We start from the raw sequence: 19,006 nt of genomic DNA, 5'->3' as shown, positions 1-19,006 counted from the left end.
GCTCACCACTGTCGTCCTCCCGCGTCTCTCGGGCCGGACAGTACGTCCGCCGCCGCCTGCTGGTAGCGCAGCACGGCCTGTTCCGCGACCCGCAGATCGCAGGGCGCGCTCCACAGCATCCTGCGGGCCGCGTCGTACCGCTCGACCAGCAGCGGGTCCTCCGCCGCGCCGAGCCGGGCCACCTTCGCCTTGTAGGCGTCGAGCCGGCCGCGCAGTTCGGCCCGCACCGCGAGCGGCGCCGTGACCGCGGTCAACGACTCCCTGGCCCGCAGCAGTTCCTCCTCCGCCTCCCGCTCCAGGGACTCCAGCAGCGGGGAGAGCCGGTGCCACTGGGCGTGCCTGCGGTACTCGGCGGCGACCGAGAGCCGCTCCTGGAGCACCGTCGGCGGCCCGCTGACGGCCGGCACCTCGGAGGCGGCGATCTTCGCGAGGACCTCGCCGCGCGCCGAACGAGCCTCGGCGAGCGTCCGGTCGGCCCGCGAGAGCACGTCGCGCAGCCGCAGCAGCCGGTCCTCGGAGTCCTGCCGGACCGCCAGGACGGCCTCGATCTCGCGCCGGATGTCCTCAAGGGCCAGCGCCGCCCGGTCGTACCGCTCGGTGTCGGGACGGCCCCCGCCGGGCGCCGAACTCCCCGCCGCCGGGTGCCAGAAGGCCAGCGGGTCGGTCACCACCTGGGACCGCAGCGCGGTCAGCTCGGCCGTGATGGCCTCCAGCTCGTCCCCCGCCGGATGCTCCCCGGGGCGCACGCCCACCGAGTGCGCCAGCGAACGCGTCCGCCCCAGCTCGGCGGCGAGCAGGTCTATCCGGGCCGGCAGCGCCGACCAGACGGCGTCGGAGGTGACGACCAGGTCGAGCGAGGCGGCGTACAGCTCGTTCATCCGCCGGACGAGCCCCTCCAGGCTGAAACGCTCGGTGAGCAGCGCCTGTTCGCCCGCTCCGCCGGCGACGAGCACGCTCTCGCCGCGCAGCCGGTCGGTCAGCTCCACCAGCTCCTCGCGGGTGGGCCAGCGGCGTCGTCCGCGCACCTCACGGGCCTCCCGCAGGGCCCCGGTGTACACGTCGAAGCAGGTCCAGAGCAGCGTGATGGTGCGCTCCGTCGCCGCCCACCGGTCCCGGGTGGTGCCGGTCAGCTCGGCCCCTTCGAGCAGCCTGCGGCCCGCGTGGTCCTGCAGCGCGAGGAGCGAGTCCTCGATCGCCTTGTGCTCGGCGCCGAGCCGCGCCAGCGCACGGTCCACCTCGTCCCGGTCCATCACCGGCCCGGGGGGTCCCGTGACGCCCATCTCTTACCTCTTCCGCTGTCGTGTACGGGCTTGCTCGTACGGGGGCGTGTACAGCGCTACTTGTACAGCGGAGCGGGCGGCCCGGTTATGCCGGGCAGGTCCTTCTCCAGCCACTCCTTGTACGCGGCCTGCCAGGGGCCCTGCCGGTAGCCCACCAGGACCTGGTTGACCCGGCGGACCAGGTCGTCGTTCCCGAGCTTGGCCGCGACCCCGTAGTACTCCTCGGTGAACGGCCGGCCCTTGAGCTCGACCGCCGGGTCCTGGGCGGCCTGGCCGGCCGCGAGCGCGTTGTCGGTGACGACCGCGTCGACCTCGCCCATCTGGAGCCGGGCCAGGCAGTCCAGCTGGTTGGGGACGGTCAGCAGGTCCTTGTCGTCCTTGGTGCCGTCGGCCTCGTCCTTGAAGACCGCGCCGAAGGAGTTCTCCGCCAGCGCGTCGTAGGCCGTGGAGCCCTCGGCGGTGCAGATCCGTTTGCCGCGCAGCGAGGAGTCGTAGCCGGTGATGTCCTTGGCGAGCTTGGGCGCGAGGACCTGCTGGCCGGCCTGGAAGTAGGCGGTGGAGAAGGCGACCTGCTCGATCCGCTTGCAGTTGATCGTCATGGTGCGCACGACGAGGTCGACCTTGCCGTTGTTCAGGGCGGCGATCCGCTGGTTGGTCGGGATCGCGCGGAAGATGATCGCGTCCGGGTCGCCGAGGACGTCCTTGGCGATGGCCCGGGCGAGCGCGATGTCGAAGCCCTCCAGGACGCCCTTCTCCGGGTTCCGGTAGCCCCACCGGTAGCTGGACTGGTCGACGCCGACGATCAGCTTCCCGCGGTCCTTGATCGCCCGTATCGACGGGCCGTCCGCCGACGAGGGCGTGAGGGAGGCCTCGGGGTGCTCGCAGGTGTCCGCCTTGACCTGGACGCCGGTGCCCACGCCGGGCCCGGGCGTCCACGGCGCGGCCGCCGGGCCGGCCCCGTCCTGGGCGAGCGGCAGCAGGGTGAGCGAGGCGGTGAGCGCGCAGGCCACGGCCATGGAGGCCACTCCGCCCCAGCCCCGCAGCCGGCCCACCGTCCGCCGCGCCAGCGGGTACGCGCCGTTCGGCATCCCGCCCCCTCTCACCGGTACTCCGACAGTCTGCGGTTGATGCCGAGCAGCGCGCCCGCCGCGCCCAGGGCGCCGAGTGCGGCCGCGCCGAGCGGCAGCCCCGTCAGCGCGTCCCGGGCGTCCCCGGCGGAGCGGGTGAACTCGGTCTGCTCGTGGGCGAGGGCCCGCTCCAGGGCGGCGTCGATCTGGTCGAAGGACCGGCCCGTGGACTCCTTCGCGCCGATGATCCGGCCGAGGGCGCCCTCGTAGTCGCCGGCCTCGTCCTTCGCGCGGGCGTCCTTGTGGCGCTCCCGCCATTCGGCGGCGCGCGCGGCGGACTCGTCGACGGGACCGCGCCCGGCGTCGTCGTCGGCCCGCTCGCGGGCCGTGGCGAGCGCGTCCGTCAGGGCGCCCATGCTCGCCGTGTACTCGGCCTCGTACTTGTCGCTCTTGCCGTCCTCGGTGAGGACGGCGCCCCGGGCGACCAGCGTCAGGTTCTCGTTGGCGCGGGCCGTGAGCGAGCTGATCCGCGCGGTGTTGAGGACCTGGAGGGACTCCTGCCCCTGCACGCGCGCGCTGTCGAGCCCGGCGCGCGCGACCGTGTGCGCGGCGGCGAGCCAGAGCAGCACGACGACGGTGGCGGCGGTGGCGGCGAGCAGGCCGTGGTTGAGGACCCGGTTGGTCCGGACGTAGTTGCGGCGCTGGGCCCACAGCAGGACGCCGAGGGTGAGCAGGCCGAGCGCGAGCGACAGGAACGGCCAGGTGCGGGCGGACTCGTCGTCGCGCTGGAGCCGTACCGTCTCCGCCGCGTAGAGCCGCTCGGCGGCCGGCAGCAGCGTGTCGGCCATCTGCTGGTTGGCGTACCGCAGGTAGGCGCCGCCCAGCGGCAGGCCCTGCCGGTTGGCGGCCCGGGCGCGCTCGACGAGGCCGGTGTAGCGGGGCAGTTGCTCGTTGAGGGTGGCGATCTCGCGGGCCGACTCGGACGAGCCGCCGGCGTTCGCCGCGGCCTTGACGAGGAGCCGGGAGGCCGTGGTGATGTCCCTGGTGTACCGCGCGCGGGACTCCGCGGGCTCCAGGGTGCCCGCGAGGAAGCCGCTGGCGGCGGTGGTGTCGGCGTCGGCGAGGGAGCGGTAGATCGCGGCCGCGTCGGCGCTCAGCGGCTGGCTGCGGCTGACGACGTCGTCGGCGGCGGAGGCCCGGTCGGACACCTCCAGGGCGCTGACCGCCCCGAACGCCACGACGAGCAGGGCGAGTACGGCGCCGAGGATCTGGAGCCGGCCGGGCTCGGTCGTCGCGGCCACGCGCAGTCGCTCGCGGCCCACGGCCCAGGCACCGCGCCCCGCGGGCGGGGCCGCGGTGGGCACGGGCGACGGCTGCGCGGGCACGGAGCCCGGGCGCGCGGGCGCCTGCGCCGTGCCGTGCGCCGCCGAGGCGGCGGGCGCGTTCGGCGGGTGTGTCACTTGACCTCCCCCTCGGTCGCTGACGTCGGCCGGCCCGTCCGGTGTCCCGGTGGCGACCGGTTCCGGTGGACGACCACCCGGCCAGCAGTATGGCCTCAGGGGGCCCTCCGCACACCGGGATTGACTCGATCTTGTTCCTATCGTGCCCCATGCCCCCGGCACATCAGCAGGCGAACCCCCTCACTCTGAATACGTCGCCGGCCGAAGATCGGTTCCCTTTCGGACACCCCTCGAACGGGTGAACATGCGTGCGGGGTGCCCCGTCGAGACGACGAGACACCCCGCGACGGCGTTCCTCAGGCCCCGAAGTGCTCCCGCAGCCGGGCCTTCGCCTCCGGACCCGCCTCCGCCGCGTCCAGGGCGAGCAGCCCCGCCCCGAGCACCGGCGGCGCGGTCACGAACCCGACCACGGCCTTCGGCGCCCGCGCCGCGAGGAGTTCGAGGATCCGCTCCTCCAACTGCGGGTGGCGGGCCGCGAGCACGCTGCCGCCCAGCATCACCGGCGCCTCCTCGTGGTGCAGCCCGAGCCGGCGGAGCGCCACGTACGCCATGGCGACGACCTCTTCGGCGAGCCGGTGCACGAGGGACAGCGCCACCGGGTCGCCCTGGGCCGCGACCGCGAACAGCACCGGCGTCAGCTCGTGCCGCCGCTCCATCGGGATGCCGCCCAGGTGCAGGGCCTCGATCAGGAGGTACATCGACCCCAGTCCGAAGTGCGCGGGCAGCGCGTCCGCGAGCGCGGTGGGCAGGCCCCGCCCGTCCTCGGCGCGCGCCGCGAACCACAGCGCCTCGTCGGCGAGTCCGCCGCCCCCGCCCCAGTCGCCGGAGATCTTCCCGATCGCCGGGAAGCGCGCGGTCCGACCGTCCGGGGTCATCCCGACGCAGTTGATCCCGGCCCCGCAGACCACCGCGACGCCCCGGGGCTCGTCGATGCCGGCCCGCAGGATGGCGAAGGTGTCGTTGTGCACCCGTACGGACGGGCTCCAGCCCCGGGCGAGGAGCGCGGCCTGCAGCTCGGCCTCCTCGACGGGCAGGTCGGCGTTGGCGAGGCAGGCCGCGACGTGGGCGAACCCCGCCGGGACGCCGGCCTCCGCGCAGGCCCGCCCGACGATCTCCGCGAGCCGGTCGACCGCCGTCTCCACCCCCACCACGGGGGGCTGGAAGCCGCCGCCGCGCGCCGTGCCGAGGACCGTGCCGTCCACGGCGACGACGGCGACGTCGGTCTTGCTGTTGCCGGCGTCGACGGCCAGCAGGGTTTCGGTCACGCCCACGCGAGGTGCTCCCGGTTGTGCGCGATCAGCCGGTCGGTGAGCCCGTCGGCGTACGCGTACTGGCCCACCAGCGGGTGTGCGAGCAGCGCCTTGAACACCCGGTCGCGGCCGCCGCGGAGCGCCGCCTCCAGGGCCAGGTCCTCGTAGGCCGTGACGTGGGCGATCAGGCCGGCGTACAGCGGGTCCACCGGCGCGACCGGCAGCGGCGTGGCACCGTGCGCGCCCACCGCGGCCTGCGTCTCGATGACGGCGTCGTCCGGCAGGAACGGCAGCGTGCCGTTGTTGTACGTGTTCACCACCTGGTACGGCGATCCGCCGCCGCCCAGCAGCGAGGCCGCCAGGTCCACGGCCGCCTCCGAGTAGAAGGCGCCGCCGCGCTTGGCGAGCAGGGCCGGCTTCTCGTCGAGCGCCGGGTCGCCGTACATCTCCAGGAGTTCCCGCTCCATCGCCGCGACCTCGGCGGCCCGGGACGGCTTCGTGCCGAGCTCGCGCACCACCTCGTCGTGCGCGTAGAAGTACCGCAGGTAGTACGAGGGGACGACGCCGAGCCGGTCCAGGACCGGGCGCGGCAGCCGCAGGTCGTCGGCGACGGCGTCGCCGTGCTCGGCGAGCAGCCGGGGCAGCACGTTCTCGCCCTCGGGGCCGCCGATCCGTACGGCCCGCTCCCAGGTCAGGTGGTTGAGCCCGACGTGGTCGAGGTGGACCTCGGCAGGGGTCACGTCCAGGAGCGCGGCGAACTTCCGCTGGAAGCCGATGGCCACGTTGCACAGGCCGACGGCCTTGTGCCCGGCCTGGAGCAGCGCGCGCGTGACGATGCCGACGGGGTTGGTGAAGTCGATGATCCAGGCGTCCGGGTTGGTGCGCCGGACCCGCTCGGCGATGTCCAGGACCACCGGGACCGTGCGCAGCGCCTTGGCGAGGCCGCCGGCGCCGGTCGTCTCCTGGCCGACGCAGCCGCACTCCAGGGGCCAGGTCTCGTCCTGCCGGCGGGCGGCCTGCCCGCCGACCCGCAGCTGGAGCAGGACGGCGTCGGCGCCCTCGACCCCGGCGTCGAGGTCGGTGGTGGTGGTGACCTTCCCGTCGTGGTCCTGCTTGGCGAAGATGCGCCGGGCGAGCCCGCCGACCAGTTCGAGCCGCTCGGCGGCCGGGTCGACGAGGACGAGTTCGGTGATGGGCAGGGTGTCGCGCAGTCGCGCGAAGCCGTCGACGAGTTCGGGGGTGTAGGTGGAACCGCCCCCCACGACAGTGAGCTTCATCTTTCGTATCAGCCCTTCACTCCGGTCAGGGTGACTCCCTCGACGAACGCCTTCTGCGCGAAGAAGAACACGAGGATCACGGGGGCCATGACCAGCACGGTCGCGGCCATGGTCAGGTTCCAGTCGGTGTGGTGCGCGCCCTTGAAGGACTCGAGGCCGTAACTGAGCGTCCAGGCGGCCGCGTTCTCGGAGGCGTAGATCTGCGGCCCGAAGTAGTCGTTCCAGCAGTAGAAGAACTGGAACAGGGCCACGGCGGCGATGCCGGGCTTCGCCATCGGGATCACGACCCGTACGAGGGTGCGGAACTCGCCGCAGCCGTCGATCCTCGCGGCCTCGACGTACTCGTTCGGGATCGTCAGCAGGAACTGGCGGAGCAGGAAGATCGCGAAGGCGTCGCCGAAGGCCATGGGCACGATCAGCGGCCACAGCGTCCCGGAGAGGTCCATCTGCTTCGCCCAGAACAGGTACATCGGGATGATCACGACCTGCGGCGGCAGCATCATCATCGAGATGACGAGCAGGAGCGACAGGTGCCGGCCGCGGAAGCGGAACTTGGCGAGCGCGTACGCCACGGGGATCGAGGACACCACGACGAGGACGGTGCCGAGTCCGGCGTACAGCAGCGAGTTCTTCCACCAGGTGAGGAAGCCTTCGGTCCGGAAGACCTCGACGTAGTTCTCCCAGTGCCAGGAGTTCGGCGTCAGGTCCCGGGTGAGCGCCTGCTGGTCGCTCATCAGGGAGGTCAGGACGACGAACACGAAGGGGAGCACGAAGAACAGGGCGGCGGCGATGCCGAGCGAGTGCACGGCGATCCAGTGCAGCAGGGACGTCCGGCGGGCCCGCTTCTCGGCGGGGCTCACGGCGGGACGGGTCCGGGTGGTTGCGGTCGTCATGTGTCAGTCACCCGAGCCGATCAGGCCGCCGCGCCGGCGCATGAGGAGCGCGGTGAAGGCCATGGAGAGAGCGAAGAGCACGAGCGCCACGACGCAGGCGGCGCCGTAGTTGAACTGGCTGAAGCCGAGGTTGTAGACCAGCTGCGGGAGGGTCAGCGTGGAGTCGTCCGGGTAGCCGGGGACGAAGGCCTCGCCGGAGCCGCCCATCTTGCCCGAGGCGACCTTCGCGGCCACGATCGGCTGGGTGTAGTACTGCATCGCGCCGATGATCCCGGTGACGACCGCGAAGAGGACGATCGGCGAGATGTTCGGCAGCGTGACGTAGCGGAACCGCTGCCAGGGGGACGCGCCGTCCAGTTCGGCGGCCTCGTACTGCTCCTTCGGCACGTCGAGCAGGGCGGCCATGAAGATGACCATGAGGTCGCCGACGCCCCACACGGCGAGGACGGTCAGGGCGGGCTTGGCCCAGTCCGCGTCGTTGAACCAGGAGGGCGCCGGGAGGCCGACGGCCTCCAGGAGCGAGTTGACCGGTCCGGTGCCGGGGTTGAGCAGGAAGACGAAGGCGAGCGTGGCGGCCACCGGCGGGGCCAGGTAGGGCAGGTAGAAGAGGGTGCGGAAGACCCCGGCGCCCGTCTTGATCTTGGCGATGAGCATGCCGACGCCGAGGCCGAAGACGACCCGGCAGGTCACCATGACGACGGCCAGCCAGAGCGTGTTCTGCATCGCCGGCCAGAACTTCGGCATGTCGGCGAAGACGTACGTCCAGTTCTCCAGGCCCCGCCAGGTCGGCGGGTTGAGGCCGTCGTACCGCATGAACGAGAAGTACAGGGTGGAGACGAGCGGGTAGGCGAAGAAGAAGCCGAACCCGATCAGCCAGGGGGACATGAACAGTGCGGTGCGCAGCGCGTTGCGCCGGCGCTTGGACCGCAGGGTGTTCCGTCCCTCGGGGGAGGCGGCTGCCGGGGCGGCCGCCTCCTTCGTGGGCAGGGTGTCCGTGCTCATGGTCGGGATCCGGCCGTCACTTCGCCGCGGCGATGTCGCGGTCGATCTGGGCCGCGGTGTCCGCGAGCCCCTTCTTCAGGTCGGTGACCTTGCCGTTCTCGTACTTGTGGGCGAGCTCGGAGAGGGCCTCCTGGTAGGCGGGGCCGTTCACCGCGCCGTCCATGGTGGTGGACTCGGGGTGCTGGGCGATCTCCAGGAAGGTCTTGAAGCGGTCGTCGAAGGTGAGGTTCGGGGACTTCAGCGCCTCGAAGGTGGAGGGCACGTTGCCGATGGCGTTGGCGAAGGCGACCACCGCGTCGGTGTCCGTGGTCATGTACTTGACCAGCTCCCAGGCCGCGTTCTGCTTCTTGCTCTGCGGCGCGATGCCCATGATCGTGCCGGACAGGTAGCCCTTGCCGTACTCGCTCAGCTCGTCGTCGGCGACCGGCAGCGGCGCGACGCCGACCTCGAAGCCGACCTTGGCGTCCTTGATGAAGTTCAGCCGCCACTCGCCGTCGAGCTGCATGGCGACCTGGCCGGTCTGGAAGGGGTGCTTGGCGCCCCACTCGTCACCGAAGGTGGTGCGGTACTTGTCGAGCTTCTCGAACCCGCCGAGGCCGTCCACCAGGGACTTCTGGTAGGTCATCATCTCGGCGAACGCCGGGTCCTTGGCGACGTTCGACTTGCCGTTGTCGTCGAAGTAGTCGTGGTCCCACTGCGACATGTAGTGCTCGACGACGGTCTCGTAGCCGAGGTAGTTCGGCATGAAGCCGAGCTGCTCGTACGAGTCGCCCTTCTGCTTCGTCAGCCGCTTGGCGACCTCGGCGAACTGGGACCAGGTCTTCGGCGGGGCCTCGGGGTCGAGTCCGGCCTTCTTGAACGCGGTCTTGTTGTAGTAGAGCCCGTACGCGTCGGAGAGCAGCGGCAGCGAGCAGCGCTTGCCCTCGAACTGGGTGTACTCCTGGAGGACCTTCGGGAAGGTCTTGTCCAGGTCGATCTTCGACTTCTCTATGAAGGGCTTGAGGTCCGCGAGGGCGCCCGAGGAGCAGAACTTGCCGACGTTGGAGGTGGTGAACGAGGAGACGACGTCCGGGCCGTTCGAGCCGCCCGCGCGGAGCGCCTGGCCGAGCTTCGCGTCGTTGATGTCGCCGACGAGCTTCACCTTGATGTTCGGGTGGGCCTTCTCGAAGCGGGCGACGCTGTCCTCGATCGCCTTGACCTCGGCGGGCGCCGACCAGCCGTGCCAGAACGTGATCGTCGTCTGCGCGTTCGGGTCGTCGGAGGCCTTGTCGTTCGCGGAGCCCGTACAGGCGGAGGCGAAGAGGGCGATCGAGGCGGTGGCGGCGAGCGCGGCGGCGGCTCTGCGCGGACGTGCGGGCATGGCGATGTCTCCCTGGGGCGGGTCGGGGCGTGCGGAGGGGCGGGGACGGTCAGCGCGAGGTGTCGAAGACCTCGTCGCGCGTGGTGGCGAGGGCGCTTTCGAGGGCGCCGCGCAGGACGGGGCTCCGGCGTACGGCGGAGAGGACGAGCCGCGGCCGGGACGGGGCGAGGTCGGCGAGTTCGGACTGGACGCGGGCGCGCAGGGGTTCGCCGCCGGTGACGAGGGCGTCCCCGGACAGCACGATCAGTTCGGGGTCGAGGACGGCCACGAGGGCGGCGAGCCCGGTGGCGAGGCGCTCGGCGTAGCGGTCGAGCAGTTCCGCGTACCGGGGGTCGTCCTCGTGGGTCTCGGCGGCCCGGGACAGCAGCCCGGCCACCACCGGTACGAAGGGGTGGTCGGGGGTCGCGATCCCGGCGGCGCGGGCGATCCGGGGCACGGACTGGATGCCCGCGAGTTCCTGGAAGCCGCCGGAGTTGGCCTTGGTGACCTGCCGTACCAGCGGGGTGCCGGGCACGGGCAGGAAGCCGAGCTCGCCGGCGCCGCCGGTGAAGCCGCGGTGCAGTCGCCCGCCGAGGACGAGGGCGGCGCCGAGGCCCCCCTCGTTCCACAGCAGGACGAAGTTCTCGTGGCCGCGGGCGGCGCCCACGCGCTGCTCGGCGACGGCGACGAGGTTGACGTCGTTCTCGTACTCGAACGGCATGGGCAGGACGGCGGCCAGCTCCTCCAGGAGGGTGGGGGAGTGCCAGCCGGGCAGGTGGGAGGCGTACCGCAGGCGCCCGGTGGCCGGGTCGAAGGCGCCGGGGGTGCCGATGACCAGGCGCCGGACGTCCTCGCGGGCGAGTCCGGCGGCCTTGGTCGCCCCGTCGAGGGCGTCGGTGACCTGGCGGACGACGCCGGAGTTGGCGCGGCCGGGGGTGCGGAGCTCGAACTCGCCGACGATCTCGCCCGTGACGTCGGCGACGGCGGCGTGGATGCGGTGCTGGTCGACGTCGAGTCCCGCGGCGTACGCGGCGCGCGGGTTCACCGCGTAGAGCTGGGCGTTCGGTCCGGGCCTGCCCGCGGTGGTGCCGGTGGCGACGACGAGTCCGGCCGCTTCGAGGCGGGCGAGCAGCTGGGAGGCGGTCGGCTTGGACAGGCCGGTGAGCTTGCCGATGCGGGTCCGCGAGAGCGGGCCGTGTTCGAGGAGCAGGTCGAGGGCGGCGCGGTCGTTCATGGCCCGCAGGACGCGCGGCGTGCCGGGGGTTCCCGGGGTCGTACCGGCCATTGAGTCCGCACCTGCCTTTCCACGATGGTCGGGCCATTGTGCTGCCTGTCGGCCGGCCCGTTCTCCCACTGCTCTGTTAGGAAAGTTTCCTATTCGGTGGGAGGAAGGTAAGGCGGCCGTCGCGGAGGCGTCAATACCCGGGAACGCGGGACGCCCCCGAAGGCAACCAAAGCGTTACCTGCGGGGGCGTCGGGCCGTACGGGCGGTGCTACTTCGAGAGGTCGGGCTTCGGCAGCGGGGTCGCCGCCGCCGACTGCGGCGAGGTCGTCGAGGCGAACGCCGACGGCGCCGCCATGCCCGCCGTCGGGTCGCCCGCGGCCTCCTCGGCCTGCGCCGGGACCCCGCCGACGATGCGGATGCCGGCCTCGTCCAGACCCCGCTTGATGCGCCAGCGCAGCTCGCGCTCCACACCCAGCTTCTTCCCCGGCATCGTCTTCGCCGAGACCCGGACCGTCATCGAGTCGAGCAGCACCTCGCTCAGACCGAGCACCTCCACCGGACCCCACAGGCGCTCGTCCCACGGCTCCTCCTTGGCCATGGAGTCCGCCGCCGCGGTGATCACGGCCCGCACCCGGTCCAGGTCCTCCGTCGGCCGGACGGTCACGTCCACGCCCGCCGTCGCCCAGCCCTGGCTCAGGTTCCCGATCCGCTTGATCTCGCCGTTGCGCACGTACCAGATCTCGCCGTCCACCCCGCGCAGCTTGGTCACCCGCAGGCCCACCTCGACGACCTCGCCGGAGGCCACGCCCGCGTCGACCGAGTCACCGACGCCGTACTGGTCCTCCAGGATCATGAAGACGCCGGAGAGGAAGTCCGTCACCAGGTTCCGCGCGCCGAAACCGATCGCCACGCCGGCCACACCGGCCGAGGCCAGCAGCGGCGCCAGGTCGATCTTGAAGGCGCCGAGGACCATCAGGCCCGCCGTGCCCAGGATGAGGAACGACGCGACCGAGCGGAGGACCGAGCCGATCGCCTCCGAGCGCTGCCGGCGCCGCTCGGTGTTGACGAGGAGACCGCCGAGAGCCGTCCCCTCCACCGCCTGCGCCGACCGGTTCATCCGCTCGATCAGCTTCGTCAGGGCGCGGCGGACGGCCATCCGGAGCAGGAGCGCGACGACCAGGATCAGCAGGATGCGCAATCCGGTGTTCAGCCAGGTGGACCAGTTCTCCTCCACCCAGCTCGCCGCGTTCGTCGCCTTCTCCGCGGCCTCGTCCAGGGTCACCGGAATGGGTTCGGGATCGGTGGCAGCCGCTAGGGCGGACCAGGACACGGGGCAACCTCCAGGCATCGCGTACGCAGGCCATCCACACTAACGGGGCATCGGACGTGCTCCCGCTGCCCTGTTCGAGGGAGAGACCGACCTCACCTGGGCAAGTAAGAGGCAGGTAAGAGGAGGAGCTGCCGATGTGGTCGAGAACACTCCGGACCCGCCACCCCGATCCCGGTACGTGGTGGCGCTCCGACCAGGCCTGAGGAGAGACTGAGAGCAGTTCGTCCCGGCGCGAGCCACGCGCCGCCGGCGTCATAGGAGGCATCCGTGCCGCATGTCCTGGTCCTCAACGCGTCGTACGAGCCGCTCGGCGTCGTACCGCTCCGCCGCGCACTCGTCCTCGTCCTGGAGAACAAGGCTCTCTGCCTCGAGGAGTCCGGCGCCTTCCTGCACAGCGAGACCCAAGTCCTCCCCGCGCCCAGCGTGGTGCGACTGAAGCGCTTCGTGCGGGTCCCCTACCGGGGGCCCGTTCCCTTGACCCGCAGAGCCCTCTTCGCCCGTGACGGCGGGCGCTGCGTGTACTGCGGGGGCGTCGCCACCAGCGTCGACCACGTCATCCCGCGCAGCCGCGGGGGCACGCACGCCTGGGACAACGTGGTGGCGGCCTGCCGCCGCTGCAACCACGTCAAGGCCGACCGGCACCTCCGCGAGATCGGCTGGCGCCTGCGCCACCAACCGGCCCCGCCGTCCGGCCTGGCCTGGCGGATCATCGGGACCGGACACCGGGACCCCCGCTGGCTGCCGTACCTCCAGCCGTACGGCGCCGAGGACGTGATGGCCCGGATCGACTCCGTCGCCGACGCCCCCGTGAGGGCGCTGACGACGGGTTGAGCCGGGCCTTTCGCGTATGCGGGGCCTCCGGCATTCGCGTATGCGGGGCCTCCGGCACGGGAGCGGTGCCGCCCCTACGGGGCGGGCCGCTCCTCCGCCGTGTCCGCGGGTCGCTCCTCCGCCGTGCCCGCGGGCGGCTCCGCCCGCTCCTCCGGGGCCACCGCGTAGGTCTCCACCGACCAGAGGGAGTAGCCGAACCGGGTCGCCCGCGCCTCGCCCTGCACGCGCAGGAAGCGGGTGTCCGCCGCGTCCATCCGGACCGACTCCCGGCCGCCCCTGCCGTCCGCGACCGTCGCCGCCGTCCGCCACACGCGCCCGTCCGCGGAGACCTGGACGCGGTAGCGGGAGGCGTACGCGTCCTGCCAGTGCAGCACCACCTGCCCTATCCGCGCCGGCTCGGCCAGCTCCAGCTGCCACCAGGCCCCGTCCTCCGCGGGCGAGGACCAGCGGGTCGCCGCATCGCCGTCCACCGCCGAGGCGGCCGGGAAGTCCGGGGTCTCGTCGCCCGAGGAGGACGCCGTCGCCGCCCGCGCCAGGTCGGGGCCCGCCGTGCGGGGGAAGGCCCGCACCGTCAGGACGCGCTCCTCGCCCGCGAACGACACCGGCACCCGGTACGTGCCGGCCGGCACGTCCGCGCCCACCGACACCTCCAGGGGGACGCTCGTCCGCGCCCCGCGCTCCACCGCGACCTCCTTCGGGAGGCGGACCGCGATCCCCTTCGGGGCCTTCGCCGTCAGCGCCCCGCGCACCTCGTCCGCGCGCACGCCCGACAGCCGCACGTCCACCCGCCGCGCCGGTCCGCCGATCTCCGCGTCCGTCTCCGCACGGGCCAGTTCGAGTCCGGCCCGGGGGCCGTCCGCGAACCACGGCACCAGCGAGCGCACCCCGGGGTCCCGGTCGTCGCCGCTCCACACCACGCGCAGCGCGTCGGCCCGCAGCCCCTTCAGATCGGTCTGCGTCCAACCGGACGCCGACAGCGGGCCGAGCGGCCGCCAGCCCTCGCCGGAGACGTACGCCTCCACGCGCGCGTCCGTGCCCGCCCCCGTGCCGCCCGGCCGGGTCATCACCGTGAGGGCCGCCACGGGCCGCGACCGGTCGAGCCGCACGGTGTACGAGCCGGGGGCGCGGTCGGCCCGCGCCGCCGCGGGGCGGTCGGCGCCGGTCCAGGCCGTCGACTCCGCCACCGCGCGCGTGAGGAAGGGATCGAGCACCCCCGCGCCGACCGTCACCCGGCCCCCCGCCAGCGCCTCCCGCAGCGGTTCGAGGGCCAGCCGCGCCCGCCAGGCCGCCGCGCCGTCGCCGCGGCCCTGGGCGAGCAGCATGTCGACGGCCGTCTCGCCGGCCTCGCCGTACCGCGCGAGCCGGTCGAGCCACGGGCCCGCCTCGTCGTCGAGGGCGGAACCGGCGGTGGCCGCGAGCCGCTCGGGGGCCCGGCGCATCACCGTGAACGCGGCCCGCAGCTCGCGCGCTGCCCGTTCCCTGGCGGCCCTGCCCGCCGGGGTGTCCGGAGTGGTGCGCGAGGCCCAGAACGCCGCCAGCAGCGGCTTCAGATAGGCCGATTCGCCCTTCGGGTCGAGGATCGACGAGGCGCCGTTCCCGGCGAGCGCCCGCAGCGCCTCGCGGGCCGCGGGGTCCGGGCCCGCGAGGTCGTCGACGGCGGCCCGCCAGGACTCCTGCGGCCGGTAGCCCCGCGGGTTCCAGGCGTAGTCGGCGGCGGTGAAGAGCGGGATCCGGGAGGCCGCGGCCTGCTCCATGGCGTGGGCGAGGAACGCGGCGGAACCGGCGGCCACGGCCGGCTCCCGGCCCGTGGCGGGACCGAGGAACAGCCGGTCCTGCGCGTAGTCGTTGACCGGGTAGTTGTCCATCGTGACCAGCGGATGGCCGCCCAGGGCCGCGCGCGCCCCGGCCAGTTCGCGGCCGGTGATCGTGCGCGGGACGACGCCGACGCCCGTCCACGCCACCCGCACCTCGGCGTCGAGCGCCCGGGCGAACTCCGTGCGGTACGCGGTCGCGCCGTCCTGGTAGTACTCCGTCGGCAGCACCGTCAGCGGCTCGGCGTCCGGGTACCGCTCGGCCAGGTGCCGGGCGACGGTGTTCGCCACGCGCGCGTGGGCGGCTGCCGCGGCCGCGGGACCCCGCCCGAAGGTGTCGGCGTCCTCGTCGCAGTGCCACTCGTCGTACGAGGCGTCCTGGAACTGGAGCTGGAAGACGCGCACCCCGAGCTCCCACATGGCGTCGAGCTTCCGCGTCAGCGCCCGCACGTCGCCGGCCGAGGCCAGGCACATGGACTGCGCGGGCGCCACGGCCCAGCCGAGCGTCACCCGGTTGGCTCGGGCCCGTTCGGCGAGCGCCAGGAACTCCCGCCGCTGCTCCTCCGGGTAGGGCTCGCGCCACTGCGCCCGGCGGTACGGGTCGTCCCCGGGCGCGTACAGATAGCGGTTCTGCTTGGTCCGGCCGAGGAAGTCGAGCTGGGCGAGCCGCTGTTCGAGGGTCCAGGGGCTGCCGTAGAAGCCCTCGGTGATCCCGCGCTCGACCGTGCCCGGCCAGTCGCGGACGACGACCCCGGGGACCTCGCGACCGGTGCCGACGAGCTGGCGCAGCGTCTGGACGGCGTGGAAGAGGCCGTCCTCGCCGACCCCGTCGAGGACGACGGTCTCCCGCCCCTGGTAGCGGCCGGTCGCGAGGCGGTAGCCGCCGCGCGGGAGGTCGAGCCGCTCGGGCACGCGCAGGGCCGTCAGCGCCGCCTCGGCCGCCTCGCCGCCGGGCCCGGCGAGCCGCAGGACCGGGCCCCGGCCCGGGAGTCCGGCGTGGACGGTCCGCACCCCGGCGGCCCGCAGCAGTTCGCGCAGGGCGGCGACCGCGTACGGATCGGCGTCGGCGTCCGCGAGCAGCGTCACCTCGTCCCCGAGGCGTACGGAGGGCCCGGCGCCGGTCAGCGACTGCGGCCGGGGCCACACGGCGGGCACGGCCGGCGCGGCGACGGCGTCCGCACGCCCCGCGACGGGAACCCCCGGGCCCGGGGGAGCCGCCGGTGAGGCCGGCGCCGCCGGCGAGGCGGGGGCCGACGGGGCCGCGGGTGAGGCCGGTGCCGCCGGGGTGGCGTACACCGAGCCCGGTGCGGCACTGCCCAGGAGGCCGCCGATGACGGCGGCGGCGACGGCCGTCGCGGTCCGCTTCCTGCGCCCGACGTGCACGGGGTCTCCCTCCGGACAGGCCCGGCCGCTCCGCCGGGTTGGTCACGAGTGGGTCACGAGCCCACCACCCGTCGCACGGCAGTGTCAATGAGAGAGGGCGATGTGTCGCCTTTGCCCGGCGAGCCGTCGGCGAGGTGACGTCACTTCGTCACTTTCCGCCGGTAAAACGAGGTGCGGTGGGTAGGGCTCAGTCGCACGCCCAGGTCCCACCTGTCGAGACGAAACCGGGAGACCCCCGTGACCACGACCGCCCGCCACCTCGGACGGATACGCGTTCCGCAGCAGGTGCCGCCCGCCGGCGCGCCGCTGACCAGCGAACCGCCGCTGCCCGACGCGGCCCCCCTCACCAGTGAACCGCCCCTGACCGAGGCGGCCCCCCTCACCAGCGAGCCCACCGCCCCCGGCAGCGCGGGTGGCACGGAGTCCCCCGGAGTGTGAAGTGACCCTGGCCCGTCTCGCCGCCCGTCACGGCGTCGCCACCGCGTACAGCCCTTCCGAAGGCGTCACCGTTCCCGTGCCCGACGCCACCGTGGTCGCCGTCCTCGGCGCCCTGGGCGTCGACGCGGCCACGCCGGAGGCGGTCGCCGCCGCCCTCGGCGCGGCGGAACGGGCCGACCGGGACCGCCTCCTGCCGCCCACCCTGGTCCACCGGCGGGGCGACGAGCCCCTCCGGCCCCCGGAGGACCTGCCGCCCGGCACCCGCCTCCGGGTCACCACCGAGGAGGGGGCCGTCCTCACCGGCCAGGACTGGGAGCGGCTGCCCCTCGGCGTCCACGCGGTCACGGCGCAGGCCCCCGACGGGCGCGCCGCCTCCGCCACCCTGATCGTGAGCCCCGCGCGCGTGCCCGCGCCCGAGCGGCGCGCGTACGGGCTGCTCGTCCAGCTGTACTCGCTGCTCTCCAGCCGCTCCTGGGGCATGGGGGACCTCGGCGACCTGCGCGAACTCGCCGGCTGGGCGGGCCGCGTGCACGGCGCGGGCTTCGTCCAGGTCAACCCGCTCCACGCGGGCGTGCCCGGGGCGCCCACCGACCCCTCCCCGTACCGCCCCTCCTCGCGCCGCTTCCCGGACCCCGTCCACCTGAGGGTCGAGGAGATCCCCGAGTACGCCCTGGTGGGCCCCGAGCGCCGCGAGGAGCTCGACCGGATCCTCGCCGACGCCGCCGAACTGCGCGAACGGGTCCTCGGCAAGGGCGCGCTGATCGACCGGGACGCCGTGTGGGACGTCAAGCGGCGGGCCCTGGAGATCGTGGTCGGGAGCGTGGACCTCGGGCCCGGGCGGCGCGCCGACTTCCACGACTTCCTCGCCGACCGGGGCCGCGCCCTGGAGGACCACGCCACCTACCAGGCCCTCGCCGAGCGGCACGGCCACCACTGGCGCGACTGGCCCGAGGAGCTGCGCGGGCCGCGCACGGCGGAGGCGGCGGTGCGCGCCGACCCGGAGCTCGCCGCCCGGGTCGACTTCCACTGCCGGCTCGCCTGGCTGACGGACCGGCAGCTGGCCGACGCCGCCGCGACCGCCCGCGCGGCCGGGATGGAGATCGGGATCGTCCACGACCTGGCCGTCGGCGTCCACCCGGAGGGTTCGGACGCCTGGGCCCAGCAGGACGCCTTCGCGGCCGGCATGTCGGTCGGCGCCCCGCCGGACGCCTTCAACTCCCGCGGCCAGGACTGGGGGCTGCCGCCCTGGCGGCCGGACGCCCTCGCCGCCGCCGGCTACGCCCCCTACCGGGGCCTGCTGCGCGAACTCCTGCGCCACGCGGGCGCGCTGCGCATCGACCACGTCATGGGTCTGTTCCGGCTCTGGTGGGTGCCGGAGGGCCACCCGCCCACCGAGGGGACCTACGTCCGCTACGACGCCGAGGCGATGCTCGCCGTCCTCGTCCTGGAGGCGCACCGCGCCGGCGCCCTCGTCATCGGCGAGGACCTCGGCACGGTCGAGCCGGGGGTGCGCGAGGAGCTGGCCAGGCGCGGGGTGTTCGGCACCTCCGTGCTCTGGTTCGAGCGGGACTGGGCGGGCACCGGCCGCCCGCTGCCCCCGGCGGAGTGGCGCCCGGAGTGCGTCGCCACCGCCACCACCCACGACCTGCCTCCCACCGCCGCCCGACTCTCCGGCGACCACGTGGCCCTGCGGCACCGGCTCGGCCTGACCGACGGCGACCCGGAGCGCGACCGCGCGGCCGACGCGGCCGAGACCGCCGAGTGGCTGGCCCTGTTCCAGCGGCTCGGGCTGCTGCCCGAGGGGCCCGGGGACGAGGAGGCCGGCATCCGGGCGGTGCACCGGTTCCTGCTCGCCACGCCCGCCCGGATGGTGGGGGTGTGGCTGCCGGACGCGGTGGGGGACCGCAGGCCGCAGAACCTGCCGGGCACCTGGGACGAGTACCCCAACTGGCGGCTGCCGCTCGCGGGCCCGGACGGCCAGCCGCTCACCCTCGAACGGTTCGCCGCCTCCCGCCGGGCGCACGCCCTGCTGCGCGAACTGCGCGACCGCACGGCGTCCGGCGACGGGGCCGGCGAGCGGGGGAGTGCCCGTACGGCACCCCCGGGCGCGCGGTCCGTTTAGGTGTTCGCTACGTTTGCACCGTGGACAAGAAGAACGCACTGCGCGCCGGCTCCGTCGCGGCCGGTACGACGCTGATGATGCTGCTCATGTCGTCCCCCGCGCTCGCGCTGACCCGCGATGACGGTGACGACCCGGCCCCCAAGCTGAGTGTCGTCGAGACGCTCGGCCTCTACGTGGTGACCCCGCTGGTGCTGTTCCTGGTCATCATCGGCCTGGTGATGGTGCTCGACAAGTCCAAGAAGGCGTAACCGCCTCATCGGTCTCCGCCGAGGGCGCCGCACGGTACGACGTACCGTGC

Annotated in this window: 15 protein-coding genes; 4 read left to right on the top strand and 11 right to left on the bottom strand. The window is 73.9% G+C overall.

Annotation, left to right across the window (positions count from 1 at the left end; all coding sequences use genetic code 11):
- Positions 1–2 precede the first annotated feature (2 nt).
- The 10 genes from ACFCY7_RS10220 to ACFCY7_RS10175 form a co-directional block, all read right to left on the bottom strand.
- Complete coding sequence (locus ACFCY7_RS10220; RefSeq protein ID WP_376483109.1) at positions 3–1,280, bottom strand: hypothetical protein; 1,278 nt, start codon at positions 1,278–1,280, stop codon at positions 3–5.
- Positions 1,281–1,336: 56 nt separating this feature from the next.
- Entirely contained in the window at positions 1,337–2,368 is a 1,032-nt protein-coding gene (locus tag ACFCY7_RS10215; protein WP_376483107.1) for a glutamate ABC transporter substrate-binding protein, read from the bottom strand.
- A gap of 11 nt (positions 2,369–2,379) precedes the next feature.
- Positions 2,380–3,807 carry a hypothetical protein gene (locus tag ACFCY7_RS10210; protein ID WP_376483105.1) on the bottom strand — a complete coding sequence of 476 codons (1,428 nt, stop codon included), beginning with the start codon at positions 3,805–3,807 and terminating at the stop codon, positions 2,380–2,382.
- A 296-nt stretch (positions 3,808–4,103) separates the two neighbouring features.
- Positions 4,104–5,078, bottom strand: coding sequence for an N-acetylglucosamine kinase (locus tag ACFCY7_RS10205; RefSeq protein WP_376483104.1), 975 nt, complete (start codon positions 5,076–5,078; stop codon positions 4,104–4,106).
- Complete coding sequence (locus tag ACFCY7_RS10200; protein WP_376483102.1) at positions 5,069–6,334, bottom strand: 6-phospho-beta-glucosidase; 1,266 nt, start codon at positions 6,332–6,334, stop codon at positions 5,069–5,071. Before ACFCY7_RS10200 ends, ACFCY7_RS10205 begins: the two co-directional genes overlap by 10 nt.
- 8 nt (positions 6,335–6,342) lie before the next feature.
- The gene (locus tag ACFCY7_RS10195) at positions 6,343–7,227 is read right to left on the bottom strand and encodes a carbohydrate ABC transporter permease (RefSeq protein ID WP_376483100.1); all 885 of its coding nucleotides are present in this window, start codon (positions 7,225–7,227) and stop codon (positions 6,343–6,345) included.
- Between the two features lie 3 nt (positions 7,228–7,230).
- Positions 7,231–8,112, bottom strand: coding sequence for a carbohydrate ABC transporter permease (locus ACFCY7_RS10190; RefSeq protein WP_376483187.1), 882 nt, complete (start codon positions 8,110–8,112; stop codon positions 7,231–7,233).
- Positions 8,113–8,245: 133 nt separating this feature from the next.
- Positions 8,246–9,589 carry an ABC transporter substrate-binding protein gene (locus ACFCY7_RS10185; protein WP_376483099.1) on the bottom strand — a complete coding sequence of 448 codons (1,344 nt, stop codon included), beginning with the start codon at positions 9,587–9,589 and terminating at the stop codon, positions 8,246–8,248.
- Between the two features lie 49 nt (positions 9,590–9,638).
- The gene (locus ACFCY7_RS10180) at positions 9,639–10,853 is read right to left on the bottom strand and encodes an ROK family protein (RefSeq protein WP_376483098.1); all 1,215 of its coding nucleotides are present in this window, start codon (positions 10,851–10,853) and stop codon (positions 9,639–9,641) included.
- Between the two features lie 208 nt (positions 10,854–11,061).
- Entirely contained in the window at positions 11,062–12,141 is a 1,080-nt protein-coding gene (locus tag ACFCY7_RS10175; RefSeq protein ID WP_376483097.1) for a mechanosensitive ion channel family protein, read from the bottom strand.
- Positions 12,142–12,390: 249 nt separating this feature from the next.
- Between ACFCY7_RS10175 and ACFCY7_RS10170 the strand changes: the two genes are divergently transcribed.
- Positions 12,391–12,954, top strand: coding sequence for an HNH endonuclease (locus ACFCY7_RS10170; protein ID WP_366305888.1), 564 nt, complete (start codon positions 12,391–12,393; stop codon positions 12,952–12,954).
- Positions 12,955–13,028: 74 nt separating this feature from the next.
- Here ACFCY7_RS10170 and ACFCY7_RS10165 read toward each other — a convergent pair whose 3' ends face one another.
- Positions 13,029–16,148: a beta-N-acetylglucosaminidase domain-containing protein gene (locus ACFCY7_RS10165; RefSeq protein ID WP_376483095.1), complete on the bottom strand. Its 3,120-nt coding sequence runs from the start codon at positions 16,146–16,148 to the stop codon at positions 13,029–13,031.
- 237 nt (positions 16,149–16,385) lie between these two features.
- Here ACFCY7_RS10165 and ACFCY7_RS10160 point away from each other — a divergent pair, with 237 nt between their 5' ends.
- Genes ACFCY7_RS10160 through ACFCY7_RS10150 form a run of 3 tightly spaced genes read left to right on the top strand, consistent with a single transcriptional unit; the run spans position 16,386 to position 18,956 of the window.
- Positions 16,386–16,586, top strand: coding sequence for a hypothetical protein (locus ACFCY7_RS10160; RefSeq protein ID WP_376483189.1), 201 nt, complete (start codon positions 16,386–16,388; stop codon positions 16,584–16,586).
- Position 16,587: 1 nt separating this feature from the next.
- A complete protein-coding gene (gene malQ / locus ACFCY7_RS10155) occupies positions 16,588–18,708 on the top strand; it encodes a 4-alpha-glucanotransferase (protein ID WP_376483093.1) in 2,121 nt (706 codons plus the stop codon).
- Positions 18,709–18,728: 20 nt separating this feature from the next.
- Positions 18,729–18,956: a hypothetical protein gene (locus ACFCY7_RS10150; protein ID WP_376483091.1), complete on the top strand. Its 228-nt coding sequence runs from the start codon at positions 18,729–18,731 to the stop codon at positions 18,954–18,956.
- The last annotated feature ends 50 nt before the right edge of the window (positions 18,957–19,006 follow it).

Source organism: Streptomyces sp. NPDC056361 (assembly GCF_042262805.1).
Lineage (GTDB): Bacteria > Actinomycetota > Actinomycetes > Streptomycetales > Streptomycetaceae > Streptomyces.
Note: the sequence above shows the minus strand (reverse complement) of the source record. Positions and strands in the feature narration are given on the sequence as shown.